Source organism: Embleya sp. NPDC050154 (genome assembly GCF_044460165.1).
Taxonomy (GTDB): domain Bacteria; phylum Actinomycetota; class Actinomycetes; order Streptomycetales; family Streptomycetaceae; genus Embleya.
Map to the genome: position 1 here is coordinate 571,798 of NZ_JBITJP010000005.1, position 21,745 is coordinate 593,542.

Below are 21,745 nucleotides of genomic sequence, written 5' to 3' on the forward strand. Positions count from 1 at the left end.
CCATGTTTCAGTGGCGGATGGTCACGATTGCGGCAGATCTTCGAATCGGCGATATGAATGCAAAGATCCGATCGATGGATGATCGGAGGAGATCACACCCGATTCGGAGAAGTTGATGTTGTAATCCCCCTTCGGAGTGGTTCGGTGCCCTTCCGGATGAGAAAGGCTGCCCGCGAGGCCCGCGCGTCCCTACACTCTCGAAGAGTGGGGGACAGCTATACGCCAGAAGGACCGGCAGTGCCGCACCTGACCGTCGGCACCAGCGCCGGAGCACCCGTGATCCTGGATCCCGGGCGGGAACACGTCGTCGGCCGCGACCCGTCCTGTGCGATCGTGCTCGACGACCGCCGGGTGTCGCGCCAACACGCGATCCTGCGGGTGGGGCCCGACGGCTGGGAGTTCGTCGACACCAACAGCGTCAACGGCTCGTGGGTGCGCGGCAATCGGGTGCACCGCGTGGTCGTCGGCCGAGGCTGCGAGGTGCTGCTCGGCGACCCGGACGACGGCGACCCGCTGCGCCTGGCCCCGGAGTCGAGTGTCACCGAGGTGGTGCCGCCGCGGCCGGCCCACCACGACCACGTACAGATCCCCGAGCCGCCGCGCCGGAGCGAACCGCCGCCGCGCCGCGCCGAACCCCCGCGCCGGGTCGAACCGCCGTATGTGCCCGAGCCGCCCCGGCAAGTCTCCGAGCCGGCACGCCCGTTGGGCCGCGCGCAGATCGGCGCCGGGCCGCACGCGGATCCGCGCCCGAGCGTGGACCGGGCGCCGAGCATGGTCATCCCGCTCCCGGTGCGCACCCTGCGGATCGGCCGCGCGCTGGACAACGACCTGGTGCTCACCGACCTGATGGTCTCCCGGCACCACGCCGAATTGCGCACCACGCCCGGCGGCCGGCGCGAGATCGTCGACCTCGGCAGCCACAACGGCACCTTCCTCAACGGTCAGCCGATCGAGCGCGCGCTGCTGGGCGAGGCGGACCTGGTCGGCATCGGGCACGCCACGTTCCGGCTGGACGGGCAGGAACTACGCGAGTTCATCGACACCGGCGAGGTCTCGCTGGAGGTGCAGAACCTCACCGTCACGGCGGGCAAGCGGGTCCTGCTCGACAACGTCTCCTTCCCGCTCGCCGAGCGCAACCTGCTTGCCATCGTCGGCGGTTCGGGCGCGGGCAAGTCCACCCTGCTCGGCGCGCTCACCGGCAGCCGGCGAGCCGCCAGCGGCAAGATCCTCTACGACGGCCGCGACCTGTACGCGAACAACGCCGAACTGCGCCAGCGGATCGGCCTGGTTCCGCAGGACGACATCCTGCACGCCCAACTCACCGCGCGCACCGCGCTGCGCTACGCCGCGCAACTGCGCTTCCCCGAGGACACCGAGGCGTCCGAGCGCGAGCGCCGGGTCGAGGAGGTGATCGGCGAGCTGAGCCTGGACAAGATGCCGCGCGGCGCCACGGCGCCGTACGCCGACACCAAGGTCAGCAGCCTCTCCGGCGGTCAGCGCAAGCGGGTGAGCGTCGCCGTCGAACTGCTCACCAAGCCCTCCGTGTTGTTCCTGGACGAGCCGACGTCCGGCCTGGACGAGGGCCTGGAGCGCTCGGTGATGGAGAAACTGCGCGAACTCGCCGACGACGGCCGTACGGTCATCGTGGTCACGCACAGCACCCGCAGCCTGAACGTCTGCGACCGCGTGCTGGTGCTCGCCCCGGGCGGTCGGATCGCCTTCTTCGGACCGCCGGACGAGGCGCTGCCGTTCTTCGGCAAGGGCGACTGGCCCGAGGTCTTCAAGATGTTCGACGACGAGCCGGACCGCGACTACGAGGGTCCGTTCCGGCGCTCCGAGTTGTACGGGCGGTACATAGAGGTCGGCCGCGATCGCGCGCACGCCGTGCAGGGCGATCGGCCCCAGGCCAAGCCGCCGAAGCCGCAGGGCTGGTTCTCCCAGCTGACCACGCTGTCCCGGCGCTACCTCGCGGTGATCTCCTCGGACCGCAAGTACCTGGCGCTGTTGGCGATAGCACCGCTGTTCCTGGGGATGTTGTGCCGGGTGATCCCCGGCAAGCTGGTCAGCCCGGAGGGATCGCCGCCGGGCTCGAACCAGGAGGCGACCACCAAGTTGCTCGTGCTGTTCGTGATCAGCGGTCTGATGGGCACCGCCACGGCGGTCAACGAGCTGATCAAGGAACGCGCGATCTACCGGCGCGAACGCAGCGCCGGGCTCTCGGTGTCCGCCTATCTCGGCTCCAAGATCATCGTGCTCGGACTGATCTCCGCGATCCAGGGCGTGGTGCTCACCGCGGTCGCGCTGGTCGGTCAGAAGTTGCCCGCCGAGGGTGTGGTGATCAGCCCGCCGATCATCGAGATCGGCATCGCGGTGGTGCTGTCCGCGATAGCGGCGATGGCGGTGGGCCTGGTGGTCTCCGCGTCGATCGGCAGCGCGGAGCTGGCGATGCCGCTGCTTGTGGTCATCGCGATCGTGCAAGTGGTGCTGTGCGGCGGCCTGTTCCCGCTCAACGGCAAGGCCGGCATCGAGCAGGTCTCCTGGCTGGCCCCGGCCCGCTGGGCCTTCGCCGCGGCCGGCAGCACGATAGATCTGGCCACCCAACTACCGCGCAAACCCGGCGAGTCCCCGGATCCGCTGTGGAAGCACGACCCGAAGGTCTGGTACCGCAACATCGGCATCCTGGCCGGCCAGATCGCGGTCTACGGCCTGATCGCCCTGCTGATGCTCCGCCGCCTCGACCCGAAGACCAAGCGCAAGCGCGGCAGCTGAAGCGTGCTCCACGCGCTGCGCGCGTCTCGTGTCCGCTCAGGCGCGGTCGGGCTCCAGGGCCGCGCCGTACGCCGCCACCATCGCCCGGCGGCAGGCCCGCTCCAGCGGCGCGAGCGCGCCGAGCCGCGCGGACATCTCGGCCGCGCTGACCGCCGCGCCGTCCTCGGCGCAGGCCACGCTCAGTACCGCGTGGATCCGGCGGGCCTGGTCGAGCACCCGGCCGGCCCGACCGGGATGCCCCGGCGCGACCCGGGTGTCCGAGTCCTTGCGGTACAGCCCGGCCAGGGCACGTTGCGCGGCCGGACCGCTGCCCGCCACGTCGAGCCGGGTCAGGTCCTCGACGGCGTCCCGCATCGCCTCGGCCAGCTCGCGCTCCGCCTCGGCCAGGAACGGCCCCTGAGCGGGCCGGTCGCTCACCTCGAGCATGCGCCACGCGACCCGCACCGTCGCGTCGCCGTCGGTGCCGTGCCGGGTCACCTCGGGCACCAGGCCGTACGCGACGTCCGGCGCGCCGACCGTGATGGCCGCCTCGCCGGCGTCCAGGGCGAGGTCGTTGAACGCGGGCGGGCCGGGCAGCGCCAGCGGATCGCCCGCCACCGGCAGGGCCAATCGCAGACCGGTCACGCCCAGCGCGCGCAGCCGACCCAGGGCCAGCGACAGGCCGACCGGCACACTCTCGCCGGGCACACCCGTCACCCGATGCGGTTCGTCCGTTCCGACGATCTCGGACACCGCGTCGTCCGGCGGAACGTGCCCGGCCAACAGGGCATTGCCCCATGCGACGAGAAGTCCGGAGCGAGGTTCGGCAAGCATGCGGACAAGCCTAAGGGGCGTCACAACGCTCCCGGACACGACCGGAGGCGGCTCGGTGTCATAGGTTTCTCCCGGACCGGGTGCAACAACGCGGACCACGGAGCGAGGCGGCGATCCCACACAAGGGGATGCCGCCCGGCGGCGTAGCGCACGATGGGGAGCTGGCAGGCGATGAGCGACGTTCTCGAACTGGTTGACGTATCGGTGGTGCGCGACGGTCGCCCTCTGGTGGACCAGGTCACCTGGTCGGTCGCGGAAGGCGAACGCTGGATCGTCGTCGGACCCAACGGCGCGGGCAAGACCACCCTGTTGCAATTGGCGTCCACCTATCTGTTCCCCACCACCGGCGCCGTCGCGGTACTGGGCGAGAAGCTCGGCACGGTCGACGTGTTCGAGCTGCGCCCGCGCGTGGGCATGGCCTCGGCCGCGCTCACCGACAAGCTGCCCCGGCGCGAGCGGGTGCTGGACATCGTGCTCACCGCGGCCTACGGGATGACCGCCAAGTGGCACGAGCGCTACGACGCCGAGGACGAGCAGCGCGCCCGCCGACTGCTCGACCAACTCGGCATGGCCGAATACGTCGACCGCCGCTTCGGCACCCTGTCCGAGGGCGAGCGCAAGCGGGTACAGATCGCCCGCGCGTTGATGACCGACCCCGAACTGCTGCTCCTGGACGAGCCGGCCGCCGGTCTGGACCTGGGCGGGCGCGAGGACCTGGTCCGCCGGCTCGGCACGCTGGCCGCCGACCCGTACGCGCCGTCGATGATCCTGGTGAGCCACCACGTCGAGGAGATTCCGCCCGGCTTCACGCACATCCTGATGATCAGTCAGGGACGGGTGCTCGCGGCCGGCCCGATCGCCGACACGCTCAACTCGCGCAACCTCTCGCACTGCTTCGGCCTGCCGCTGATCGTCGAGCAGCAGTACGGGCGTTGGTCCGCGCGCGGCCTGCCGATGCCGGAGGCGCCGGAAGCGCAGGGCTGACCCCGGGCGCGCGTTCGGCGCTGATCGTTTCGGCCGAGAACCGCCTGCTGCCCGACGCGTCCACGATCTACGATGAACACGTGGACGCATGGATGTGGTGGCTCATCGCGGTCGGGGCGTTCGGCATCTTCGGCGTGCTCACCTCCTTCGTGGAGATGGGCATGTTCGCGGTCGGCGCCGCCGCGGCCGCCGCGGCGGCCGGACTCGGCGGCAACTTCCTGATCCAGTCCGTCGTGTTCGCGGTCGTCTCGATCGCGCTGCTCGTGTTCGTGCGACCGATCGTGGTCCGGCACGACAACACGCCCGGAGCACGCACCGGCATCGAGGCGCTCAAGGGCACCAGCGCCGTGGTGCTGGAACGCGTGGACGAGCACGGTGGCCGGATCAAGCTCAACGGCGAGGTATGGTCCGCCCGCAGCCTGGACGCGACCGCCGTGTTCGAGCCCGGCAGCCGGGTGGACGTCGCGGACATCGTGGGCGCGACCGCCGTGGTGATGTGAGACCCGGATCGTTGCGCCAACCGTGTTGACGCCCCACGCCGGCCCGCGAACCCCTACGCTCGAACCAGCCTTGGAATTCGAAGGCAGCCACAGGCAAGCAGGACCTCGGGAGAGATCGTGAAGGCCACCGCCGTCATCGTCCTGGTCGTACTCGTACTGCTGGTGGTCGTCGCCCTGGTCAAGACGGTCAAGGTGATCCCCCAGGCGAGTGCCGCCATCGTGGAGCGATTCGGGCGCTACACCCGCACGCTGCACGCCGGACTCAACATCCTCGTACCGTTCATCGACCGCATCCGGCAGATGATCGACCTGCGTGAACAGGTCGTTCCCTTCCCGCCGCAACCGGTGATCACCGAGGACAACCTCGTCGTTCAGATCGACACCGTCATCTACTTCCAGGTCACCGACCCGCGCGCGGCCACCTACGAGATCGCCAACTACATCCAGGCGATCGAGCAACTCACCATCACCACGCTGCGCAACATCATCGGTGGCATGGACCTCGAACAGACGCTCACCTCGCGCGAGGAGATCAACGCGGGGCTGCGCGGCGTGCTCGACGAGGCGACCGGCCGCTGGGGCATCCGGGTCAACCGGGTCGAGCTCAAGGCGATCGAGCCGCCGCCCTCCATCCAGGACTCGATGGAGAAGCAGATGCGCGCCGAGCGGGACAAGCGCGCGGCGATCCTGACCGCCGAGGGCCACCAGCGCTCGCAGGTGCTCACCGCCGAAGGCGACAAGGAAGCCGCCGTGCTGCGCGCCGAGGGTGAGCGCCAGGCCGCGGTGATCCGGGCCGAGGGTGAGGCGCGCGCGATCGAGACCGTCTTCGAGGCGATCCACGCCGGCGAGGTGGACAACAAGCTCCTCGCCTACCAGTACCTCCAGATGTTGCCGAAGATCGCCGAGGGCAGCTCCAACAAGCTGTGGATCCTGCCCAGCGAGGTCACCCGTGCCCTGGAGGGCATCGGCGACGCGGTCGGCAACCTGTCCCAGAACGGCTCCGGCCCGGCCCACCGGGTACCGCAGGTGCCGGTCGAGGAGGAGCCGGCCTGGCCCGGTTCGGGTACCTCCACGGCGCCGGTCCGCAAGCCGCCGGCCGGCAACGGCGCCTCCACGCCGCCGCGCCCGCCCGCCGACCCGCCGACCATTCCGGCCCAGCCGCCGATCGAGCCGCAGCGCCGCGGCACCCCGCCGGCCGGCGACGTGGAACCCCCGCACATCGAGCGCGGTCACCGACCACAACGTTGAGGTCGAGTCGCGGGCTGCGATGATCACTGGCGTTACGGCCACGGGGGGAAGCTCGATGTCCTCCCGACGCCAGGATCATCGCGGCGAAGCGGGTGGACATGGGCTGGTTGGAAGCTTTGGCGATCTTCGCCGCGGGCATCGCGGCCGGCGGGATCAACACGGTGGTCGGATCCGGCACGCTGATCACCTTCCCGGTACTGCTCGCCTTCGGCTACTCGCCGGTCACCGCCAACGTGTCGAACACGATCGGCCTGGTACCCGGGTCGATCAGCGGCGCGATCGGCTACCGCCGCGAACTCGCGGGCCAGCGGCCCCGGCTGATCCGACTCGGGGCGGCCTCGCTGCTCGGCGGGCTGGCCGGCGCGATCCTGCTGCTGACCCTGCCCGACGACGCGTTCAAGGCGATCGTGCCCGCGCTGATCGTGCTGGCGTTGGTGCTGGTGGTGCTGCAACCGCGGCTGGCCAAGCGACTCGCAGCCCGGCGTGCCGACAGCGGAGCGGGCGAGGAGGGCCCCCGCCACGGCGGTGTGCTGCTGTGGGTGGCCGTGTTCGCGACCGGCGTCTACGGCGGATACTTCGGGGCCGCGCAGGGCGTGCTGCTGCTCGCGCTGTTCGGCGTGTTCATCGCGGAGAACCTGCAACGCATGAACGCGGTCAAGAACGTGCTCGCCGGCATCGTCAACGGCGTCGCCGCGATCGTGTTCATGCTCGTCGCCGACGTCGCGTGGTGGGTGGTCCTACTGATCGCGCTCGGCTCGGTGATCGGCGGGCAGGTCGGCGCCAAGGTCGGCCGCCGGCTCCCGCCGACCGTGCTGCGGGCGGTGATCGTCGTGGTGGGTCTGATCGCGGTCGTCCGACTGCTGCTCTGAGGTCGTTCCGCCGCTGCCGCGAGGGCCGCCTTGGATACCCTGATCCTCCCGAACGGCACTACCGGGGAGGCGGCCCGATGGCCCTGGAGATGCGCGAGCAGTGCGAACGATGCGACGTGGCGCTCGCCGCGACGAGCCCGGCTCGGATCTGCTCGTACGAGTGCACCTTCTGCGAACCGTGCAGTGCCACGATGGACGACACGTGCCCCAATTGCGGCGGCGAACTGGTGCCCCGGCCGCGCCGCGCGGAACCGGCGCTGGGCTAGCCCAACGCACGCGTGGTCCCACGTCGTTCCGGAACCCCGGAGCGTCGAAGCCCGGGAGCCTCGAAGCCCGGCGCCCGGTGGTCGCACCCCGTCGAGGTGACGTCACGCCCCCGTGAAACGATGCCGGGATGCCCGCGCACGCGACCTCCACCGCCGTCGGCCTCGCCGCAGGCGTCCTCCTCGACGCCGCCTTCGGCGACCCCCGGCGCGGTCACCCCGTGGCCGGCTTCGGCGCCGTGGCCGGCCGGCTGGAACGGGCCATGCACGCCGACGACCGCGCGCGCGGCGTCGCCTACACCGCGCTGTGCGTCGGTACCACCGCCACCCTCGGCCTGGGGCTGCGCCGCGCGATCGCCGGCCGGCCGCTCGCGACCATCGCGGTCACCGCCGGCTGCACGTGGGCCGTCCTCGGCGGCACCACCCTGCGTCGCGAGGCCCGAGTGATCGCCGCGCCGCTGGTGGCCGGCGACCTGCCCGCAGCCCGGGCCGCGCTGCCCCGCCTGGTCGGCCGCGACCCGGCTCGCCTGGACGACAAGGGCATCGCCCGAGCCGTGGTCGAATCGGTCGCCGAGAACACCTCCGACGCCGTCGTGGCCCCGCTGTTCTGGGGCGCCGTCGCGGGCATCCCGGGCCTGCTCGGCTACCGCGCGATCAACACCCTCGACGCGATGGTCGGCCACCACACCCCGCGGCACGAGAACTTCGGCTGGGCCTCGGCCCGCCTGGACGACGCCGCCAACTGGCTGCCCGCGCGCCTGACCGGCCTGCTCACCGTCGCCGTCGCCCCGGTCGTCGGCGGCGACCGGGCCCGCGCGTGGGCCGTGCTGCGCCGCGACGGCGGCAGTCACCCCAGCCCCAACGCGGGCCGCTGCGAGGCCTCCGCCGCCGGCGCGCTGGACGTCGCGCTGGGCGGTCGCAACGTCTACGCCGGCCGCACCGAGGACCGCCCGCGACTGGGCGACGGCCCGCCGCCGAGCCCCACCGACATCGATCGCGCCAACCGGCTCTCCGCGACCGTCGGCCTGGGCGCCGCAGCGATGGCCGTCGCCTTCGTCGCCGCCCGCGCCGCGTGGCGCACCCGCAGGACACCTCGATGACCCGCGCCGCGCCGATCGTCGACCCCGTCGCCGACATCGGCCGGGACGTCGCCCGCCGCACGGCACCGCGTACCCGAAAGGCAACCCGATGAACGGCGCCCTCCTGGTGGCCGGCACCACCTCCGACGCGGGCAAGAGCGTCGTGGTCGCCGGACTGTGCCGACGGCTCGCGCGCGAGGGCGTCAAGGTCGCGCCGTTCAAGGCGCAGAACATGTCGCTCAACTCGATGGTCACCGCCGACGGCGCGGAGATCGGGCGCGCGCAGGCGATGCAGGCCGCCGCGGCGCGGATCGAGCCGGAGGCGGTGATGAACCCGGTACTGCTCAAGCCCGGTGGGCTGATGAGCAGTCAGGTCGTGCTGCTCGGCAAGCCGATCGCCGAGGTCGGCGCGCTGAACTACCGCGACCTGAAGCCGCGTCTGTTCGAGGCCGTGCTCGAGTCGCTGGCCGATCTGCGCTCGCGCTACGACGTGGTGGTGTGCGAGGGCGCGGGCAGCCCCACCGAGATCAACCTGCGCGACCGGGACATCACCAACATGGGTCTGGCCCGGGCGGCGAACCTGCCGGTGCTCGTGGTCGGCGACATCGACCGGGGCGGCATCTTCGCGTCCTTCTTCGGCACCCTCGCGCTGCTCTCGCGCGAGGACCAGGCACTCGTCTGCGGCTTCGTGATCAACAAGTTCCGCGGCGACGCCCGGCTGCTCGACCCGGCGCTGACCCGGATGCGCGAACTCACCGGGCGTCCGGTCCTGGGCGTGCTGCCGTTCCTGGGCGGCCTGTGGCTGGACGTGGAGGACTCGCTCGCCCTGGACGCCGACCGCGGCACCCCGGAACCGCCGCTCGGCGAAGACGTCCTGCGGGTCGCGGTGGTCCGGCTGCCCCGGATCAGCAACTTCACCGACATCGACGCGCTCTCCGTCGAACCCGGCGTCGTGGTCCGATTCGTGAGCACACCGGGCGAGATCGCCGACGCCGACCTGGTGGTCCTGCCCGGCACCCGCGCCACCGTCGCCGACCTGGCCTGGCTGGGCGAGCGCGGCCTGGACACCGCGCTGGCCCGACGCGCCGCCGAGGGCCGGCCCGTGCTCGGGATCTGCGGCGGCTACCAGATGCTCGGGCACGAGATCCACGACGACGTGGAGAGCCGCGCGGGCACCGTGGCCGGGCTCGGCCTGCTCCCGGTCCGGATACGCTTCGCCACCGCCAAGACGCTGGCCCGTCCACGCGGCTTCGCCGACGGCGAGCCGGTGAGCGCGTACGAGATCCACCACGGCGTCGTCGACGTCGAGGCGGGCGAGCCCTTGTTCACCGCCGCCGACGGTGGTGCGCTGGACGGCTGTCGGGTCGGCGCGGTGACCGGCACGTTGTGGCACGGCGCGCTGGAGAACGACGGCTTCCGCCGCGCTTTCCTGGCCCGGACGGCCGAGCTGACGGGCCGTCGGTTCGTCGTGTCGCCGGACACCTCGTTCGAGGCGGCCCGGCAGAGCCGCCTGGACGCGCTGGGCGATCTGGTCGCCGACCACCTCGACAACGCCGCGGTGGACCGCCTCATCACCGCGGGCGCTCCCCCCGGCCTGCCATTCGTACCCCCCGGCGCCTAGGTCCTGTCCGGGCCCGACACCCGAGTCCTGGGGAGATACCCCGGACGGGTCGTCGCCCGATCACCGATGATGGACCTCGGGGGCGGGCGTACACGCACGCGAAAACGGGGTGGAAGGGCGGGGACTCACGATGCGGATCCTGCTGGCCGGTGACACGCACGGCAACACCGGGCACGTGCGGCGGCTGCTCGACGCCGCCGTGCAGCTCGACGTCGATCTGATCTTCCAGCTCGGCGACTTCGGCTACTGGGAGCACGAGGCGTCCGGCGTCCGCTACCTGGACGCGGTCAACCGTTCGGCCCGCTCGCGCGGCATCGACGTGTACTTCCTGGACGGGAACCACGACAAGACCTCGCTGCTGACGGAGTCCTACGGCGACGACCGCGACGAGCACGGTTTCCTGATCGTGCGCACCCGGGTGCGCTACGCGCCGCGCGGACACCGCTGGTCCTGGCACGGGAGGAACTTCCTCGCGTTCGGCGGCGCGCTCTCGCTGGATCGCGAACAGCGGCTCGCCGAGGAGCGTCGGCGGTACGAGAGGGCGCTGCGCAAGGAGGGCTTCCGGCGCGGTGCGGGCCGCCCGCCCGGCGAGGTGCCGGACTTCGCGGGCGCCCTGTGGTTCCCCGAGGAGGAGGCCACGGACGCCGACGTGGACGCGATCCTGGCCGACCCCTCGCCCGTCGACGTGCTGTTCACGCACGACAAACCGCTGCGCACCGCGCCCGAGTTCAACCGCAAGGGCGACCCGCGCTGCCTGCCCAACCAGCGCCGCGTCCAGCGCCTCGTGGACGCCTACCGCCCCGCGCTGGCCGCACACGGCCACCTGCACTTCCGCTACACCGAGGAACTCGCCCACCCGGACGGCTCGTCCACGCGCGTCGAGGGCCTGGCCGCGGACCCGATGGCCTCCTACGACGTGCCCGGCTACCTGGTCCCCGACTCGTGGCACGTCCTCGACCTGTCCGACCCGACGCCGACCCCCACCCCGGGCCCCGACACGGACACCGTGGAGGCCGGCACCGCCTCCTGACCGACCGCTCGTCACCACGTGCGATACCGGCTCGACGGGTCCGGGGGAGCCGGATAACCTCGGCTCGCACGCGTGAGCGAATCACCGCCGACCGCCAACGAACTGCCCGCCCCTGCGCCCGGCTCCGCGCCCACGCCCGGGGCCGCCAAGGCCGACGCGTTCGTCGTCGCCATGTACGCGGACCCGGCCTCGGCGGACGAGACGATCAAGGCGGCGACCGGACTCGACCGGGCTCGGTTCGAGGCCGACTGGGCAGACTACGTACGGGCCGAGTCGGCCGGCCGACCACCCGCGAGCACCGCACAAGACAGCGTGCGGACCCCGTGCCGACGGTGTCCGGGCACGTCGATAACCTCGGCGAACACATGATCGGATCGCCGATCCGGGGCCGGGGGCGGAATCATCGGGCCGGCGGTCCAGGGGAGGACTGGCATGTCCGACATGCCCAAAAACGCGAACGACGGCGGCACACACCCGCCGACCGACGCTTCGACCACCGGACCCACCGAGTCCGAAGCCGAACAGCGGCCCGAGCGCCCGGACATGGGCACGTCCGAACGCCCGTCCGCGAGCCCGTCCGCACCGGCGGAGCCCGGCGGTGCGGATCCCGCCGTGCCCGAGCCGCACCGGCCCGAGGCCGCGCCGGCGCCCGGCGGGTCCGAGACGGTCGCGCCGCCGCCCGCCGCCTCGACCGGGCACGTGATCTCCGCACCCCGGCCGGAGGCGATACCCGGCGGCGACGGTGTCGACGCCGGCGCCATATCCGCCGGGGCCCCATCCCCGAGCGCGCCGGCGGAGCCCGCCGCGCCGACCGCGCGCACCGAGCCCGCGCTGCCCGCCGCACCCCCCAGACCCGCCGCACCGCCGGCCGGCACCCCCTACGGCCCTCCACAGGGCCTCGCGGCACCCGAGTTCTCCACCCAGGTCGGCTTCTTCGGCCCCCTCCCGTACGTACCACCCGCCGACCAGCAGCGCCGCAACACCCGTCGGCGCCGGCTGGCCGCGGTCGGCGGCGTGGTCGCGATCCTGGCGCTGCTCGCGTCCCTCGCCGTCGGCGGCGTCTTCGACCCACCCTCCTCCCCGGCCACCGCGCCCATCGCCGAGCGGAACGACGCCGAAACCTCCGCGAAGCCCGAGGACAAGAAGCCGCCGGTCACCCGGATCGCGACGTCCGACGTGGCCTTCCTGACCGACAACCGCACCCAGGCCCTCAAGTCCGGCAACGCCGACGCGTTCGTCGCCGGGATCGACCCCGCCGCCACCGAACTCGTGGCCGCGCAGCGTCGGTTGTTCGGCAACCTGCGGCTCTTCCCGTTCACCAGCGTCGAGTTCCGGCCACCGAACGCGAGCATCGACCCGGGCACCGACGCCGGCCCGCTCACCCGTGACGTGAACGTGGTGTTCGCCCACCAGATCACCGGCGTGGACAGCGAGCCGATCGCCGAGCGCTACATCTGGACCCTCTCCCGCGCCGCGGTGGACGCACCGCTGCTGATCACCAAGATCACCGGCGGCTCGACCCGAGGCGGCGGCAACGCCTACCCCGCGCCCTGGGACGAGGACGAACTCGCGCTGATCGAACGCCCGCACGTGCTGGTCGCCGTACCGGCGAAGAACAAGAGCAAGGGCGCCGCCTGGGCCGATCGGGCCGAGAGCGCGCTGAAGAAGAACCTGGCGGTGTGGAAGGGCCCGGCCATCACGCCGCAGCGCTACGTCATCTACATCACGCCCGACCACGAGACCTTCACCCGCGCGCTGTCCGGCAACGACCTGCCCAACGTCACCGGGGTGTGCCGCACCATGCCGCCCGCCCGCCCCACCGGCAGCGACCAGCCGATGGCCGGCAGCCGGATCACCCTGGACGGCTCGGACGAGATGTTCGCCAAGGGCGACGGCGAGCAGCAGATGCACCTGCTCCGGCACGAGCTCGGGCACGCGATGGTCGCCGAGTTCGAGCGCGGCGGCGAAGGGCCGCCGCTGTGGGTCTCCGAGGGCTTCGCCGAATACCTGGCCTGGACCGACCTCTCGCTGGCCGAGTGGTTCCAGCCCGACGCCCGCGCGCAGGTCCGGGCGGGCAAGTTCTCCGGCAAGTTGCCCACCGACACCGAGGTCAACTCGGCCGACGCCAAGACCTCCACGGTCGGCTACCACTACAGCATGCTGGCCATCCGCTACATCGCGGAGAAGTACGGCGCGGCCAAGGCCGACGACTTCGTCGTCGCGGTGTACAAGGACTCCACCCCGGCCGCCTTGGAGGCCGCGCTCAAGGAGGCCACCGGCCAGGACCGGGACACCTTCGAGAGCAACTGGGCCAAGTACGTCAAGACCAAGGTGGGCAACTGACGTGCGCTCGGGCGACCCGTCCGGGCCGTGGCCGGACGCCGTCGAGCCGCGCCGGTCCCGACCGTGGGCGATCTGCGTCGCCCTGCTGGGCGCCCTGCTCTCGCTCTCCTTCGTCGTCGGCGCGGTGTCCGCCGGGGGTCGCCTCGTCGGACTCGACACGGCCCAACGGGTGCTCGACCACGACCGGCCCACACCGGGCCGCCTCCCGGACCGCACCGCCTCCCGCGTCCCGGGCGCACCCGGCGCCGCCGCGACCCCGACCCCGGACGGGATCGACTCGCGCGTGTCCGCCCGGATGCGGGCCCTGGCCGCGAACCGCTCGACAACCTTCGAACGCGGGGACGAGACGGGCTTCCTGGCCGGCGTGGACCAGCAGGACAAGGCCCTCGTCGACGGTCAGCGCCGACTCTTCGGCAACCTGCGCAAGATGCCGTTCGACACCGCCCGCTGGCGCGTCCTGGGCACCGAGGAGGTGGTCACCGCCGACGGCTCCGACCCGAAGCACGCCGGCACCGCCGCCGCGTGGCCGGTCACGGTGACCGCGCAGGTGCGCTTCGAGCACGCCATCACCGGCGTCGACCTGGGCCCGGTCCCGGAGATCTACCTCTGGAAGGCGCGCTGCGCCGGCCCCGAGGACCCGTGCACCCTCGTCGGCGCCGACGGCGCGGCCGACGCCGACACCACCTCCGGCTTCGCCGGGTATCCCGCCGCGTGGGACCTGTGGGACATCCGGGTCGAACGGCGCCCGCACGTCGTGCTGATCGGTTCCGGGTCGGACCCGGCCGCGCTGCGCCGCAACGCGGACCTGGCCGAACGGGCCGCCGTCTACACGCTCGGCGCGTGGAAGGGCGGCCCCGGCACCTCACCCGGCTTCGCGCTCGTGCTGACCTCGTCGCGGGCCGGCTTCGACAAGCTGTACAACAGCGGCGAGGTGCAGGACTGGGCGGCGGGCTACGCGCTGGGCCTGCCCGGGACCGACCGGCCCATCGGCGGCGTGCGGATGGTGGTGGACGAAGGGCAACTGGCGAGCGACCCGGCCTTCGCGCCGATCCTGCTCCGCCACGAGATGACACACGCCCTGGTCGCCCCGCTGTCCCGGCCGGCCCGAGCCGCGGACCTGCCCACCTGGCTCGCCGAAGGGTTCGCCGACTGGCAGGCGGAGGCCGACCGGCCGCTGGAGCCGGTGATCACCCAAAATATTCGCGCGCTGATCGACCGGGGCCGCTTCACCGGCGAGTTGCCCGCCGAGAGCGACTTCGAGACCACCGACGAGGATCGGGTCGAGACCGCCTACAACCTGGCCCACCTGATGCTGCGCTACCTGGCCCGGACCTACGGCGCGGAACGGGTGTGCACGTTCTACACGGACGTCGTCACCGGCCGGTACGACTCCGTCGACGAGGCCCTGACCGCCGCCTTCGACAACACCCCGGACCGGCTCCGCGCCGACTGGGCGGCCTGGGTCCGCAAGACGGTCTGACATCCGGATCGCCACCCGCGCCCGAAGCACCCGTGGGACGCCGCGAAACGCCGAAGGCCGCCGGGGTGAGGAACCCCGGCGGCCTGTACGCCTCGTCACCCACCCGAGCGGCCGATCAGGCGCCCATCGCGAGCACCGGCGCCCGTACCGGCTCGGCGAGCCACTGCGCGCCCTCGACGTCGGCCACGCCGAACGCGAGCACCAGCGCCCGGGTCGCCGACGGCTCGTACGGCTGGAACAACAACCGCATCCCGGCCTCGGCCGGCGTCCGGGCCGCCTTGCGCTGATTGTCGCTCCCGCACGCGGCGACGGTGTTCAGCCACGAGTCCGCGCCACCACGCGAACGCGGCAGCACGTGGTCCACCGTGGTCGCCCGCCCACCGCAGTAGGCGCAGCGCCGATTGTCCCGGAGCAACACGCCCCGGCGAGACCAAGCGGCCTGTTGTCGGAACGGTACCCGGACGAACTTGAGCAACCGGATCACCCGCGGCAGCGGCAACTCGAGAGTCGAGGCCCGCACCACCCGGCCTGGATCGACATGCTCGACGACCGCCTTCTCCTGCAACACCAACACGAGCGCGCGCTTGAACGACACCGTCGCCAGCGGCTGATACGTCGCGTTCAGCACCAACGTCTCCCGCATGCGACCTCCCCTCACCTGGTCGACGAGGGGAGAAGCGAGCACACCCGGACGCGCACCGAACCGGCCGGGCGCGACCACGCGCTCAGCGTTGGGGCGGTGCTGCGACGCTCATGCGCACCCTTCGACTCGACGAACCGTCAGTACGGACAACTCGACCACTGTGCCTTTTGATCGATCACCGGGACAACGCAATTACCGGACGGGAATCGGTGCCGGGCCGGCCGTTTGTGAACGGCGGGCCCGCGGCACGGCGATCACCGCGCGTACGTGTTGACCAGAACCGCGCGCGCGAGCGTGTGCGAGAACAGATTGAAGCCGACGAACGCGGGCGTCGCGCTCTCGTCCACGCCGAGCTTGTCCACGTCCAGCGCGTGCACCGTGAAGACGTACCGGTGCGGGTAGTGCCCCGGCGGCGGCGCCGCGCCCACGTAGCCCGGGCCGCCGGTGTCGTTGCGCACGTGGAACGCGCCCGGGGGCAGCGCCTTGCCGTCGGCCGCGCCCGCGCCGCTCGCCAACTCGGTGACGTCCGCCGGGACGTCCACCACGACCCAGTGCCAGAACCCGCTGTGCGTGGGCGCGTCCGGGTCGAAGCAGGTCACCGCGAAGCTCTTGGTGCCGGCCGGGAAGCCGGACCAGGACAGCTGCGGTGACACGTCCTCGCCGCCCGCGCCCATCACGCCACTGACCTGGGCGGTCGGCAGGGTCAGACCATCGTTCAGGTCCCCACTGGTGACCGTGAAGGACGGCTTCTCGGGCAGATAGTCGTAGGGCATCGAGGGCTTGATGGGCTCGGACACGCGAGACTCCGCTCGTGCTCACCGGCACCCGGCCGCCTGCCGGGCGCCTCGTCCGGACGAGCCTATTCTCACCGTCCGGCAAACCGGCGAAGATCACGTAGGTATCCTCGCGCCAACAGGGGGGAGGCATCCGGCGTGACCCAGCCGACGCACGAAACCGGCGATTGTGCCGACGACGCCTCATCGGGCATATCCGCCGAGCCCGCCGATCGGGCGGGCGGCGCCGACGGCGCGACACCCGGGCCCGCACCGGCCCGGCCGCGATCCGCCGTCCGCCGGCTCGCCGCGCCGCTGACCGCGCTGGTACTGGCGCTCGTCGCGCTGATCGTCTTCGGCGTCACCCTCAGCGACCCGGGCAGCGCCAAGCCGCGCGGCGCCGACGGCGCGATCGGCGGCCCCCGCCCGGGCACCGCGACACCGGTCGCCCCCGCACACGGTCCCACCATCGCGAGCTCCGACATCCAAGAACTGGTCGGCCGCCGCACCAAGGCCCTGATCGGCCGGGACGCGCAGGGCTTCACCGCCGACCTCGACCCGCACATCCCCGAACTGGTCAGCGGCCAGCAGCGCCTGTTCCACAACCTCGGCCGCGTCTCCTTCGACCACCTCGGCTACCGCGTCGAGACGGTGCAGACCATGCCCGGGGCCGGCGAGCGGATCACCGCCTACGTGGACGTGTCCTTCGACCACCGCATCTCCGCCGCCGACACCGCGACCGTCGGCGAGGGCTACCGCTGGACCGTGGTCCGCGCCGAACCCGGCGCCCCACTGGTCATCGAGGCCGTCGACGGCACCCCCTACGACGGAGCCGGCTACGCGTACGCCCGCGACTATCCCGCGCCCTGGGACCAGGCCGACCTGACCGTGGTCCGCCGCGACCACGTCGTGGTGCTCGCCGACCCGACCACCGCCGCCGGCGCCGAACAACTGGCCGACGACGCCGAGGAGGCCGCGCGCGCCGACATCGAGACATGGGCTGATGGCGGCCCACCCGGCACCGCCCCCGGCTTCGTCATCGTCCCGGTCGCCGACCGCGACACCTTCTACCGGCTGTACGGCGGGCGCACCGGCGAACACGGCGAGGAATCCGGCCTCACCTACGCGCTGCGCACGATCGACCCGGCCGGCAAGGGCCGCTTCGGCGGCTCGCGGATCGTGCTCGACACCACCTCGGGCTGGTTCACCTCGCCCAACCCCCGACGCCTGGGCGAACTGCTGCGCCACGAGATGGCCCACGCACTGGTCACCCCGCTGCGCACCGAGGTGCCCAACCAGGACCAACCCGTGTGGGTCGTCGAGGGCTTCGCCGACTGGCTCGCACTACGCGGCCGCACCCTGCTCGGCACCGACGAGCTGTACGAGGCCAGGACCTACGTCGCCACGAACCGGTTCACCGGCAAGCTGCCCACGGACAACGAGCTGTACCAGGCCGACACCGTCGCCAACGCCGCCGCCTACGAACTCGCCCACCTCGCGATCCGCCGGATCGAGGAACTCGGCGGCGGCCTGGCCGTGTACGGCTTCGTCACCGCCGTCTACGCCGACCCGGCGCCCGCCGCCGTGGACGCGGCGCTGGACAGGGCCACCGGTCTGTCCCGGGCGAAGTTCGAGGCGGACTGGGCGGCCCGGGTACGCGTGCTCCTGGACGCCTGACACCCGGGCCGCCGCCCGTCCCCGACTACGCGCGGACTAGAACCAGCCGCGGCGCTGACCGAGCTCCTGGAACCAGCCGTGCAGGTAGGCGTTCCAGTCGGTCTGCTGCGCCGTACCGTGATCGACGGTGAACCGCCGGATCGCGTCGCTCCCACCGGAGAGCGCGCCACCCTTCTTGTCGATCTCCAGGATCACCTCGGTCGCGTGCTCGGCCGACACGAAGGTCAGCTCGACCTCGTTGATACCGCGCGCGTACGCCTGCGGCGGGGCGAACTCGATCTCCTGGTAGAACGGCAGCCGCTGATCGACCCCGCGGATGTGCCCCTGCTCCAGGTCGGCGGCCTTGAAGTGGAAACCCAGATTCCCGAACGCGTCGAGGATCAGCGCCTGCGCCGGGAACGCGTCCACCGAGACCGGGTCCAGGTCGCCCTTGTCGATCGCCCGGTCGATGGCCAACTCGGTCCGCACCCCGACCGTGGTGCCGCGGAGCTGCACCCCGCGGAACGTGGTCAGCGGCGTCTCCCATGGCACCGGCAGCCGGAACTGCACGTCGTGCGTCGTGCCCTCGCGCAGCTCGAACTCGCCGCCGATCTGCTGCCGGCCGAACTCCACGTTCCGCCGCTGCTCGCCGTCCTGGGTCTCCACCTCGACGACCGCCTGGAACCCGACATACAGGCCCTCGATGCGCTGGTCGACCTTGCCGCCCTGGATCCGGACGTGTCCCTCGACCACACCGCCCGGCGTGGTGTGCGTACCGTGCAGCTCGGTCTCGACCGAGGCGCCGCCCGCGCCCATGCTCGCCATCAGCTTCTTGAAAACCATGTGTCCTCCCCGATGATCGTCTCGGCCGCCCATTCCATCACGTGCGCCCGGCCGTAAGCTGGCTCGTCATGCGTGCCCCCACCGCCGACCCGAACGATCCGCTGCCGCGCTCCTTCTTCGACCGCCCGGTCCTGGCCGTCGCCGCCGATCTGCTCGGCCGAATCGTCGTGCACGAGACCGAGGCCGGGCCGGTCGAACTACGGCTGACCGAGGTCGAGGCATACGACGGCGCCAACGACCCCGGCTCGCACGCCTACCGCGGCAAAACCGCCCGCAACGCCACGATGTTCGGCCCGCCCGGCCACCTGTACGTCTACTTCACCTACGGCATGTACTACTGCGCCAACCTGGTCTGCGGCCCACCCGAGCGCGCATCCGGGGTACTGCTGCGCGCCGGCGAGATCATCACCGGGACCGCCCTGGCCCGGGCCCGTCGACCCACCACCCGCAAGGACACCGACCTCGCCGCCGGCCCCGCCCGCCTGGCCATGGCGATGGCCCTGGACCGCACCCAGGACGGCACCGACGTCTGCGACCCCACCGGCCCGGTCCGCGTCCTGTACGGCACACCCCCCGCCCGCACCGCGATCCGCACCGGCCCACGTACCGGCGTCGGCGGCGGCGGAGCCACCCAGCCCTGGCGCTTCCACATCGCGGGCGACCCGACGGTCAGCCCGTACCGAGCCCACCAGCCACGCAAGCGCACCACCAAGCCGGCCGCCGAGCCCGACGCCGGCGCGGCCCGGCAAAGCGGTTAGCGCCGAGGGCGGACCGTCGGGCACCCTGTAACGGCTGCAACAGCCGCACTCGCGGCACACGCCGCACCCCCATGCCGCACATCGGCATCGATCGAGGAGACCAGGCACTGTGACGGACATCGTCGACGAGTTGCGGTGGCGGGGCCTGCTGGCCCAGACCACCGACGAGGACGCGCTCAAGAAGGCGTTCACGGACGGTCCCGTCACGGCGTATTGCGGGTTCGACCCGACCGCGGCCAGCCTGCACGTCGGCCACCTCACCCAGATCCTGACGCTGCGCCGACTCCAGCTCTTCGGCCACCGACCGATCGCCCTTGTCGGCGGCGCCACCGGCCTGATCGGCGACCCCAAGCCCTCGGCCGAGCGCGCGATGAACGAGGTCGCCACCGTCGAGGCCTGGACCGACCGGATCCGAGGCCAGCTCTCCGCGTTCCTCGACTTCGACGGCACCGACCCGAACACCGCCGTGATGGCGAACAACCACGACTGGATCGCGCAGCTCGGCATCGTCGAGTACCTGCGCGACATCGGCAAGCACTTCAGCGTCAACCAGATGCTCGCCCGCGAGACGGTGCGCTCCCGCCTCTCCGGCGAGGGCATGAGCTACACCGAGTTCAGCTACGTGCTGCTCCAGTCCTACGACTTCGTCGAGCTCTACAAGCGGTACGGCTGCACGCTCCAGATCGGCGGCAGCGACCAGTGGGGCAACATCACCGCCGGCCTCGACCTGATCCGTCGGATCACCGGCAACGACCCGCACGGCCAGGCGCACGCGCTGACCACCAACCTGCTCACCAAGGCCGACGGCAGCAAGTTCGGCAAGACCGAGGGCGGCACGGTCTGGCTCGACCCCGAGCTGACCACGCCGTACGCCTTTTACCAGTTCTGGCTGGGCTCGGACGACCGTGACGTCTCGCGCTACCTGCGCACCTTCAGCTTCCGCTCGCGCGAGGAGATCGAGACCCTCGAACGAGACAGCGAGGAACGCCCCGCCGCCCGGATCGGCCAGCGCGCCCTCGCGGAGGAACTGACCACGCTGGTCCACGGCGCCGACCAGTGCGTCGCGGTCGTCGAGGCGAGCAAGGCACTGTTCGGCCAGGGCGACCTGACCGCACTCGACGAGCCGACCCTGCGCTCCGCCGTCGCCGAACTCCCCAGCGCACAACTGCCCGAGGGCCCGACGGTGATCGACGCCCTGGTGGCCACCGGCCTCGCCCCGAGCAAGGGCGGTGCCCGGCGCACCATCAAGGAGGGCGGCGCCTACCTCAACAACGCCAAGGTGACCGACGAGGACGCGGTGATCACCGCGTCCGACCTGCTGCACGGCCGCTGGGCCCTCCTGCGCCGCGGCAAGCGCAACCTTGCCGCAGCGGAGATCACCGCCTGACACAAGGCAGTTGATGCACCGTCAGCCACCCCGAAGGTTCACTCGTCGAGCCGGTTCCCGACCCGTTTCACTGGGTATAGGGGACCGGCTTGACCCGTCCAAGACGGTGGTTTAAGCTCGTACGAGTCGCAACTTCGGGAGATCCGGACAGGCACGCCCTCAACACCGGCGTGATGGCCGATCCCATCGCGACTCACACCCCAAACGATCCATCCTGAAGCGGACGGCCTTTGGCTGCTCCGTCCCTGTGGTGTCTCCGTGGGTGTGACCCAGTGTAACCAATGATCGACACAGCCCTTGTGAAGCGCGCGGAATTTGATCATCCAAATTCCGGGGGTTTTATTTGTGCTGCCATTTATTACTGGGAATCGCATTCTCGGAATGTGATTCGGCTTTACCGGGGAAACCTGCTAGGGTTGAAGCATCGAGTGCCGGAGAGATCCGGAGCACGACGCGCGGCTCGTCGGCCGCCGACATCGCGAGAGTGATCAAGCGAGGTCGGGGTAGGCGGGAAAACGGGTCTGCTAAGCTCGGCGGGCCGGAAGCGGAAGAAACGAGAGTTTCGAAAGCGGAAAGCACGAAGCAGCGGATGAAAAGCGGGTCGGAAGATCTGCTAGAGTCCGGGAGGCGGAAAACGCGGAAACGCGGTGGAAGCCGAAAGCGAGGAAAGCGAAGCCGCCGAAACG

General features: G+C 71.7%; 19 protein-coding genes. 15 read left to right on the plus strand and 4 right to left on the minus strand.

Annotated elements, in window-relative coordinates:
• Positions 1–237 precede the first annotated feature (237 nt).
• A complete protein-coding gene (locus tag ACIBSV_RS14560) occupies positions 238–2,769 on the plus strand; it encodes an FHA domain-containing protein (RefSeq protein WP_395862741.1) in 2,532 nt (843 codons plus the stop codon).
• 36 nt (positions 2,770–2,805) lie between these two features.
• Here the strand turns inward: ACIBSV_RS14560 and ACIBSV_RS14565 are convergent, their stop codons facing one another.
• Entirely contained in the window at positions 2,806–3,582 is a 777-nt protein-coding gene (locus ACIBSV_RS14565) for a hypothetical protein (RefSeq protein WP_395862743.1), read from the minus strand.
• Positions 3,583–3,753: 171 nt separating this feature from the next.
• Here ACIBSV_RS14565 and ACIBSV_RS14570 point away from each other — a divergent pair, with 171 nt between their 5' ends.
• From ACIBSV_RS14570 to ACIBSV_RS14620, 11 genes are all read left to right on the plus strand, one after another.
• Entirely contained in the window at positions 3,754–4,566 is an 813-nt protein-coding gene (locus ACIBSV_RS14570) for an ABC transporter ATP-binding protein (RefSeq protein WP_395862745.1), read from the plus strand.
• A 92-nt stretch (positions 4,567–4,658) separates the two neighbouring features.
• Positions 4,659–5,066 (plus strand): NfeD family protein, encoded by a 408-nt coding sequence (locus tag ACIBSV_RS14575; protein WP_395862808.1) that lies wholly within the window; start codon positions 4,659–4,661, stop codon positions 5,064–5,066.
• Between the two features lie 117 nt (positions 5,067–5,183).
• Complete coding sequence (locus tag ACIBSV_RS14580) at positions 5,184–6,314, plus strand: SPFH domain-containing protein (protein ID WP_395862747.1); 1,131 nt, start codon at positions 5,184–5,186, stop codon at positions 6,312–6,314.
• A gap of 98 nt (positions 6,315–6,412) precedes the next feature.
• Complete coding sequence (locus tag ACIBSV_RS14585; RefSeq protein WP_395862749.1) at positions 6,413–7,183, plus strand: sulfite exporter TauE/SafE family protein; 771 nt, start codon at positions 6,413–6,415, stop codon at positions 7,181–7,183.
• Between the two features lie 77 nt (positions 7,184–7,260).
• Complete coding sequence (locus ACIBSV_RS14590) at positions 7,261–7,449, plus strand: DUF1272 domain-containing protein (RefSeq protein WP_395862751.1); 189 nt, start codon at positions 7,261–7,263, stop codon at positions 7,447–7,449.
• A gap of 128 nt (positions 7,450–7,577) precedes the next feature.
• Entirely contained in the window at positions 7,578–8,546 is a 969-nt protein-coding gene (locus ACIBSV_RS14595) for a cobalamin biosynthesis protein (RefSeq protein ID WP_395862754.1), read from the plus strand.
• A gap of 88 nt (positions 8,547–8,634) precedes the next feature.
• The gene (locus ACIBSV_RS14600) at positions 8,635–10,146 is read left to right on the plus strand and encodes a cobyric acid synthase (RefSeq protein ID WP_395862756.1); all 1,512 of its coding nucleotides are present in this window, start codon (positions 8,635–8,637) and stop codon (positions 10,144–10,146) included.
• 130 nt (positions 10,147–10,276) lie between these two features.
• The gene (locus ACIBSV_RS14605) at positions 10,277–11,176 is read left to right on the plus strand and encodes a metallophosphoesterase (RefSeq protein ID WP_395862758.1); all 900 of its coding nucleotides are present in this window, start codon (positions 10,277–10,279) and stop codon (positions 11,174–11,176) included.
• A 72-nt stretch (positions 11,177–11,248) separates the two neighbouring features.
• Positions 11,249–11,545, plus strand: coding sequence for a hypothetical protein (locus ACIBSV_RS14610; RefSeq protein ID WP_395862760.1), 297 nt, complete (start codon positions 11,249–11,251; stop codon positions 11,543–11,545).
• A gap of 63 nt (positions 11,546–11,608) precedes the next feature.
• Positions 11,609–13,519: a hypothetical protein gene (locus ACIBSV_RS14615; RefSeq protein ID WP_395862762.1), complete on the plus strand. Its 1,911-nt coding sequence runs from the start codon at positions 11,609–11,611 to the stop codon at positions 13,517–13,519.
• A 1-nt stretch (position 13,520) separates the two neighbouring features.
• Positions 13,521–14,999, plus strand: a complete 1,479-nt coding sequence (locus tag ACIBSV_RS14620) for a peptidase MA family metallohydrolase (protein WP_395862764.1) — start codon at positions 13,521–13,523, stop codon at positions 14,997–14,999.
• Between the two features lie 115 nt (positions 15,000–15,114).
• Here ACIBSV_RS14620 and ACIBSV_RS14625 read toward each other — a convergent pair whose 3' ends face one another.
• A complete protein-coding gene (locus ACIBSV_RS14625) occupies positions 15,115–15,642 on the minus strand; it encodes an HNH endonuclease (RefSeq protein WP_395862766.1) in 528 nt (175 codons plus the stop codon).
• 254 nt (positions 15,643–15,896) lie between these two features.
• Positions 15,897–16,439, minus strand: coding sequence for a YbhB/YbcL family Raf kinase inhibitor-like protein (locus ACIBSV_RS14630; protein WP_395862768.1), 543 nt, complete (start codon positions 16,437–16,439; stop codon positions 15,897–15,899).
• Between the two features lie 135 nt (positions 16,440–16,574).
• Here ACIBSV_RS14630 and ACIBSV_RS14635 point away from each other — a divergent pair, with 135 nt between their 5' ends.
• Positions 16,575–18,092 carry a hypothetical protein gene (locus ACIBSV_RS14635; protein ID WP_395862770.1) on the plus strand — a complete coding sequence of 506 codons (1,518 nt, stop codon included), beginning with the start codon at positions 16,575–16,577 and terminating at the stop codon, positions 18,090–18,092.
• A 36-nt stretch (positions 18,093–18,128) separates the two neighbouring features.
• Here ACIBSV_RS14635 and ACIBSV_RS14640 read toward each other — a convergent pair whose 3' ends face one another.
• The gene (locus ACIBSV_RS14640) at positions 18,129–18,914 is read right to left on the minus strand and encodes a sporulation protein (RefSeq protein ID WP_395862772.1); all 786 of its coding nucleotides are present in this window, start codon (positions 18,912–18,914) and stop codon (positions 18,129–18,131) included.
• A 68-nt stretch (positions 18,915–18,982) separates the two neighbouring features.
• On the opposite strand from ACIBSV_RS14640, the gene ACIBSV_RS14645 reads away from it, so the two are divergent.
• Complete coding sequence (locus ACIBSV_RS14645) at positions 18,983–19,672, plus strand: DNA-3-methyladenine glycosylase (protein WP_395862774.1); 690 nt, start codon at positions 18,983–18,985, stop codon at positions 19,670–19,672.
• Between the two features lie 109 nt (positions 19,673–19,781).
• Positions 19,782–21,059, plus strand: a complete 1,278-nt coding sequence (tyrS, locus tag ACIBSV_RS14650) for a tyrosine--tRNA ligase (protein WP_395862776.1) — start codon at positions 19,782–19,784, stop codon at positions 21,057–21,059.
• Positions 21,060–21,745: the final 686 nt, after the last annotated feature.

Bases quoted from the DNA above. Each gene is read 5' to 3' on its own strand.
- ACIBSV_RS14565 (WP_395862743.1), bottom strand. From the start codon at position 3,582: ATGCTTGCCGAACCTCGCTCCGGACTTCTCGTCGCATGGGGCAATGCC.
- ACIBSV_RS14605 (WP_395862758.1), top strand. From the start codon at position 10,277: ATGCGGATCCTGCTGGCCGGTGACACGCACGGCAACACCGGGCACGTG.
- ACIBSV_RS14645 (WP_395862774.1), top strand. From the start codon at position 18,983: ATGCGTGCCCCCACCGCCGACCCGAACGATCCGCTGCCGCGCTCCTTC.
- ACIBSV_RS14570 (WP_395862745.1), top strand. From the start codon at position 3,754: ATGAGCGACGTTCTCGAACTGGTTGACGTATCGGTGGTGCGCGACGGT.
- ACIBSV_RS14615 (WP_395862762.1), top strand. From the start codon at position 11,609: ATGTCCGACATGCCCAAAAACGCGAACGACGGCGGCACACACCCGCCG.
- ACIBSV_RS14625 (WP_395862766.1), bottom strand. From the start codon at position 15,642: ATGCGGGAGACGTTGGTGCTGAACGCGACGTATCAGCCGCTGGCGACG.
- ACIBSV_RS14600 (WP_395862756.1), top strand. From the start codon at position 8,635: ATGAACGGCGCCCTCCTGGTGGCCGGCACCACCTCCGACGCGGGCAAG.
- ACIBSV_RS14640 (WP_395862772.1), bottom strand. From the start codon at position 18,914: ATGGTTTTCAAGAAGCTGATGGCGAGCATGGGCGCGGGCGGCGCCTCG.
- ACIBSV_RS14585 (WP_395862749.1), top strand. From the start codon at position 6,413: ATGGGCTGGTTGGAAGCTTTGGCGATCTTCGCCGCGGGCATCGCGGCC.
- ACIBSV_RS14595 (WP_395862754.1), top strand. From the start codon at position 7,578: ATGCCCGCGCACGCGACCTCCACCGCCGTCGGCCTCGCCGCAGGCGTC.
- ACIBSV_RS14575 (WP_395862808.1), top strand. From the start codon at position 4,659: ATGTGGTGGCTCATCGCGGTCGGGGCGTTCGGCATCTTCGGCGTGCTC.
- ACIBSV_RS14590 (WP_395862751.1), top strand. From the start codon at position 7,261: ATGGCCCTGGAGATGCGCGAGCAGTGCGAACGATGCGACGTGGCGCTC.